General features: G+C 48.4%; 4 protein-coding genes. All 4 read right to left on the bottom strand.

Annotated elements, in window-relative coordinates; genetic code table 11:
* Positions 1-78: 78 nt before the first annotated feature.
* On the bottom strand, positions 79-537 hold the full coding sequence (locus ACTIE6_RS18295; RefSeq protein ID WP_439558016.1) for a RidA family protein: 459 nt from the start codon (positions 535-537) through the stop codon (positions 79-81).
* Positions 538-570: 33 nt separating this feature from the next.
* The gene (locus tag ACTIE6_RS18290; RefSeq protein ID WP_439558015.1) at positions 571-2067 is read right to left on the bottom strand and encodes a PQQ-dependent sugar dehydrogenase; all 1497 of its coding nucleotides are present in this window, start codon (positions 2065-2067) and stop codon (positions 571-573) included.
* A gap of 19 nt (positions 2068-2086) precedes the next feature.
* Positions 2087-2521, bottom strand: coding sequence for a c-type cytochrome (locus ACTIE6_RS18285; RefSeq protein ID WP_439558014.1), 435 nt, complete (start codon positions 2519-2521; stop codon positions 2087-2089).
* Positions 2522-2645: 124 nt separating this feature from the next.
* On the bottom strand, positions 2646-3537 hold an 892-nt coding region (locus ACTIE6_RS18280; protein WP_439558013.1), incomplete at its 5' end, for a c-type cytochrome.

The following is a 3537-nucleotide window of genomic DNA, read 5'->3' as shown; positions in this document are numbered from 1 at the left end:
AGTCTCACAAGGCTTAATTAACCAGACAAAGCTTGTCACAGCTTTTGACAAAGCTATTATGAGTCTGAAAAACAATCCTTAAACGTACGCAATGCAGTCAATCTCCACCAGCGAGTCACCTGGTACGCCGCCGTATACTGCTACTGTGGTGCGGCATGGTGGTTTGTTGCCGAAGCGGCCTTTGTAGGCTTCGTTCATGGCTTTGTAATCGTTCAGGTCGTGCAGGAAAACGCTGCATTTAAGTACTTTCTCCATGGAAGAACCTGCTTTGATCAGCTCTTTTTCCAGTTCGTCCAGTACGTGCTTGGTATGTGCCGTGATATCTCCTTCAAAGTGAGCGCCTTTTCCAGCTACGAACACCAGGTTGTTGAATTTGGTGTGACCGGAAAACAGGGGTACATCCTGGTACATTTCCACACTTCCAACTTCCTTCTCCGGAGTTGCGTCAGCTTTTGCTTTGGTCGCCATACCAAACCCGGCAACTCCGGCCACAGAGGCGAACAGCTTTTTGATAATCGATCTTCTTTCGGACTTCATACTCTTTTTTATTAAGGTTATAAACTGGTTGTATTAAGCTTTCTTTTTCCTGGTTTTCTTGGAAATTTTATCAGTACCTGGCATTGTGATCTTCCATATACTGCCGCCTGCCTTATTGCCGCCCTGCTTGCCGCCATACTCAATCACATAGAGCGTATTGCCCACCAGCAATGCGTCGGTCGGGGAAGTGAAGTTGTCGACAATGCGCGTTGTTTTTACTTTATAATTGTCGCTTGCCTTATCGTAGCTCATTTCGAGGTGGAGCAGGTCTTTGCCCTGGCGCCGTAATGGACTGGGATTTGCGATCCCGTTGCGCGGACCGCCTGTATACCTGATCACAAATCCGTCGCCAGCCAGGTCTTTGCCCAGCGCTTTTTCATTGTCGAAAAACAAACCCAGCGGAGAGGAATGCGCATTGAATGTTCCTACTGTTACGCCCGTGGTATCGCCGTCCATAACCAGGCCCGTTGTACGATCGCGGTACTCGTTGGCATCCGGTCCCATGTTTTGCACGGAAGGTGTGAAGGTTATCCCCGCAGGTCTTTTCGGAAATTCAGGGTCGTTGTGGAAATACTTCATTAACCAGGCGAATGCAAACTTGCTCAGGAACGGATCTTTTTCAGGATCGGGCTGGTAGTCGGGATATTGCTGCGGGTTTTCAATGCCGCCCATTATCCATGGAAATCCATAATGGTGTCCCTGGCGAACCCAGAACATATCTTCAGGGTGATCGTAATCACCGGAATTCGATACAGCAAACAGGTTGCCTTTTCCGTCAAAAGCCATATCGTATGCATTCCGGATACCCTCAGCAAAAAGGTAGCCTTTCGCTTTCATTTCGGCTGCGTCGGTGGTGAGTGTCAGGTCTTTTGCATCAATGGGAATGCGGAAAATATTGGCGGTTAAGGCATTGTCACGCGCATTGGGGTACTCTCCGCCATTGTCCTGCACTTCGCCATGGTCTGTCCGGGCGCCTGTGTTAACAAACACATACTTCTTGTCCGGGCTGATTTCCAATGCATTCCAGCCGTGGTCGAAAGTGGTTTTATTGGCCCCGTACTCCACTGTATTGAAAACGACTGTCATTTCCGGTGGAGCGCCACCCTGTTTTTCAACTCCATTCTTCATTTCATACCGCACCATCCTGCCTTTGTTGCCTTTGTTGTTGTTCACACTTACATTGCCGGCCAGGAACAAGGTATTTCCATTAAAAGCAGCGCCCTGCAAGCGGGGGATACCGTGGTCTTCAACTGAAAAAACCTTTTTGCTCTGCGGCTTTCCGTCCACTTCAACAATCTTGATCACATCCCCGAAAAACGTGGTGTAATAAATCTCACCGGTAACCGGATGCCGGATAATCCGCACAGCTTCCGGCTCTACTTTCATGTATTCTTCAATGGTAATATCATCACGCAATGCAACCGGCGTTTGGATATTTACCTCTTTTTGCTGTGAAAATGCAGGCGCGGATACGCCTGCAAGGAACAGGGTAGCGAGTGCGTACTTGCAGAAGTTGCTGGGGTATAACATGTATGTAGTAGTTCAGGATTTACTCAGTTTTGCCAAGATGGCGGATGTAGGCGACAAGCTGCCACTTCTGCTCATCTTCAAACACATCTTTAAAGGGAGGCATATTTCCTCTTCCATTCGAAAGTTTCCAGAATAAGGCACCGTCCGTTTGTTTTTTAACGAGGGTGTCGTGGAAATTAGCCGGTTTCTGTCCCAGCGCACCACCAGCCGCACCGTCGCCATAACCTGCATCGCCGTGACAAGAGGCGCAATAAAGCGTAAACAGCTCTTCGCCTTGCGCCAGCGTGAGCGGCTCTTCATGAAACGGACTTTTCAGCGTATCTGCCCAGGCAGGCGCTACCCAGGGTTCCTGGCTCAGACTGGCAGGATGTGCATTATTTTGAAAGGAAAAACCTGCTATTGCAGAACCAAATAGCAGGATAAAACTGGCGCCAAGTATGCTGTTTAGGAACATTTGAGTGAACTGAAAAGTGGATCTGTGTTACTATCAAACGGGCGATTCTCCCTCCAACCCCCAAAAGGAATACTCAATTGCCGGAGAGTAATATCCACTTAATGAGGTTGGAAGGAGAAAAGCATTACTTTAAACTATCGTTGGCCGCACGTACCCGGGCAACTTCCTCAGTGCTCACCGACCCGGCACTATTGCCAAAATTGGTCCTGATATGCGTCAGTACCTCAGAAATCTCCTCGTCTTTCAAAAAGCTGTGCTGCGGCATTACGTTGTTATAGGATTGTCCCTTCACTTCGATCGGACCTTCGAGGCCTTTCAGCAACACATTGATCAGCTTATCCTTGTCGCCGGTTACCCACTCGGAGCCTCCCAGGGGAGGGAACCGCTGCATATCGCCCATTCCATTGCGCTGGTGGCAAGCCGAGCAGTAGATACTGTACACATTGCTGCCCGCCACAGGCTTGTCTTTGTCAAGATTATCATTCACAAAGTCAGGCGTGCGGATATGGGTAAGCGACTTCCGTTTTTGCATTTTGGCCAATGCATTTTTTGTAAACTTCTTTTTGTTGCCGGTATAAGTTACTTTCCAGATTTTACCTTTTTCTGTTTCTGCAATGTAGATCGAACCATCAGGCCCCATTGCGATTCCCATCGGGCGGTATACCGCGTCACTTACATTAACGATCGGATCGATTCCTGCAAAACCATCCGCAAAAATCTCGTATTCACCTGCTGGTTTCCCGTTTTTAAATGGAACAAAGCCAATAAAGTAGCTCGACTGCGGATAAGGCGCCCGGTTAGTTGATCCATGAAATGCGATAAAAGATCCATTCAGGTAACGTTCGGGAAACTGGTTACCGCGGTAGAAAAGAAGATCATTTGGAGCCCAGTGACCGGGAAATCCGATCAGCGGTTTTTCATATTGTCCGCAGTCACCTGTCATTTTTCCGTCGCCGCCATATTCCGGGTTGAGTACCTTTTTGTTTTGCATTTGATCCCAGTAACAATAGGGCCAG

The organism is Dyadobacter sp. (genome assembly GCF_051859145.1).
In the GTDB taxonomy this organism is placed as follows: domain Bacteria; phylum Bacteroidota; class Bacteroidia; order Cytophagales; family Spirosomataceae; genus Dyadobacter.
Note: the sequence above shows the minus strand (reverse complement) of the source record. Positions and strands in the feature narration are given on the sequence as shown.

What these genes read in the sequence shown, in the direction of transcription:
- ACTIE6_RS18295 (WP_439558016.1), bottom strand. Translation starts at nt 537, where the DNA reads ATGAAGTCCGAAAGAAGATCGATTATCAAAAAGCTGTTCGCCTCTGTG.
- ACTIE6_RS18290 (WP_439558015.1), bottom strand. Translation starts at nt 2,067, where the DNA reads ATGTTATACCCCAGCAACTTCTGCAAGTACGCACTCGCTACCCTGTTC.
- ACTIE6_RS18285 (WP_439558014.1), bottom strand. Translation starts at nt 2,521, where the DNA reads ATGTTCCTAAACAGCATACTTGGCGCCAGTTTTATCCTGCTATTTGGT.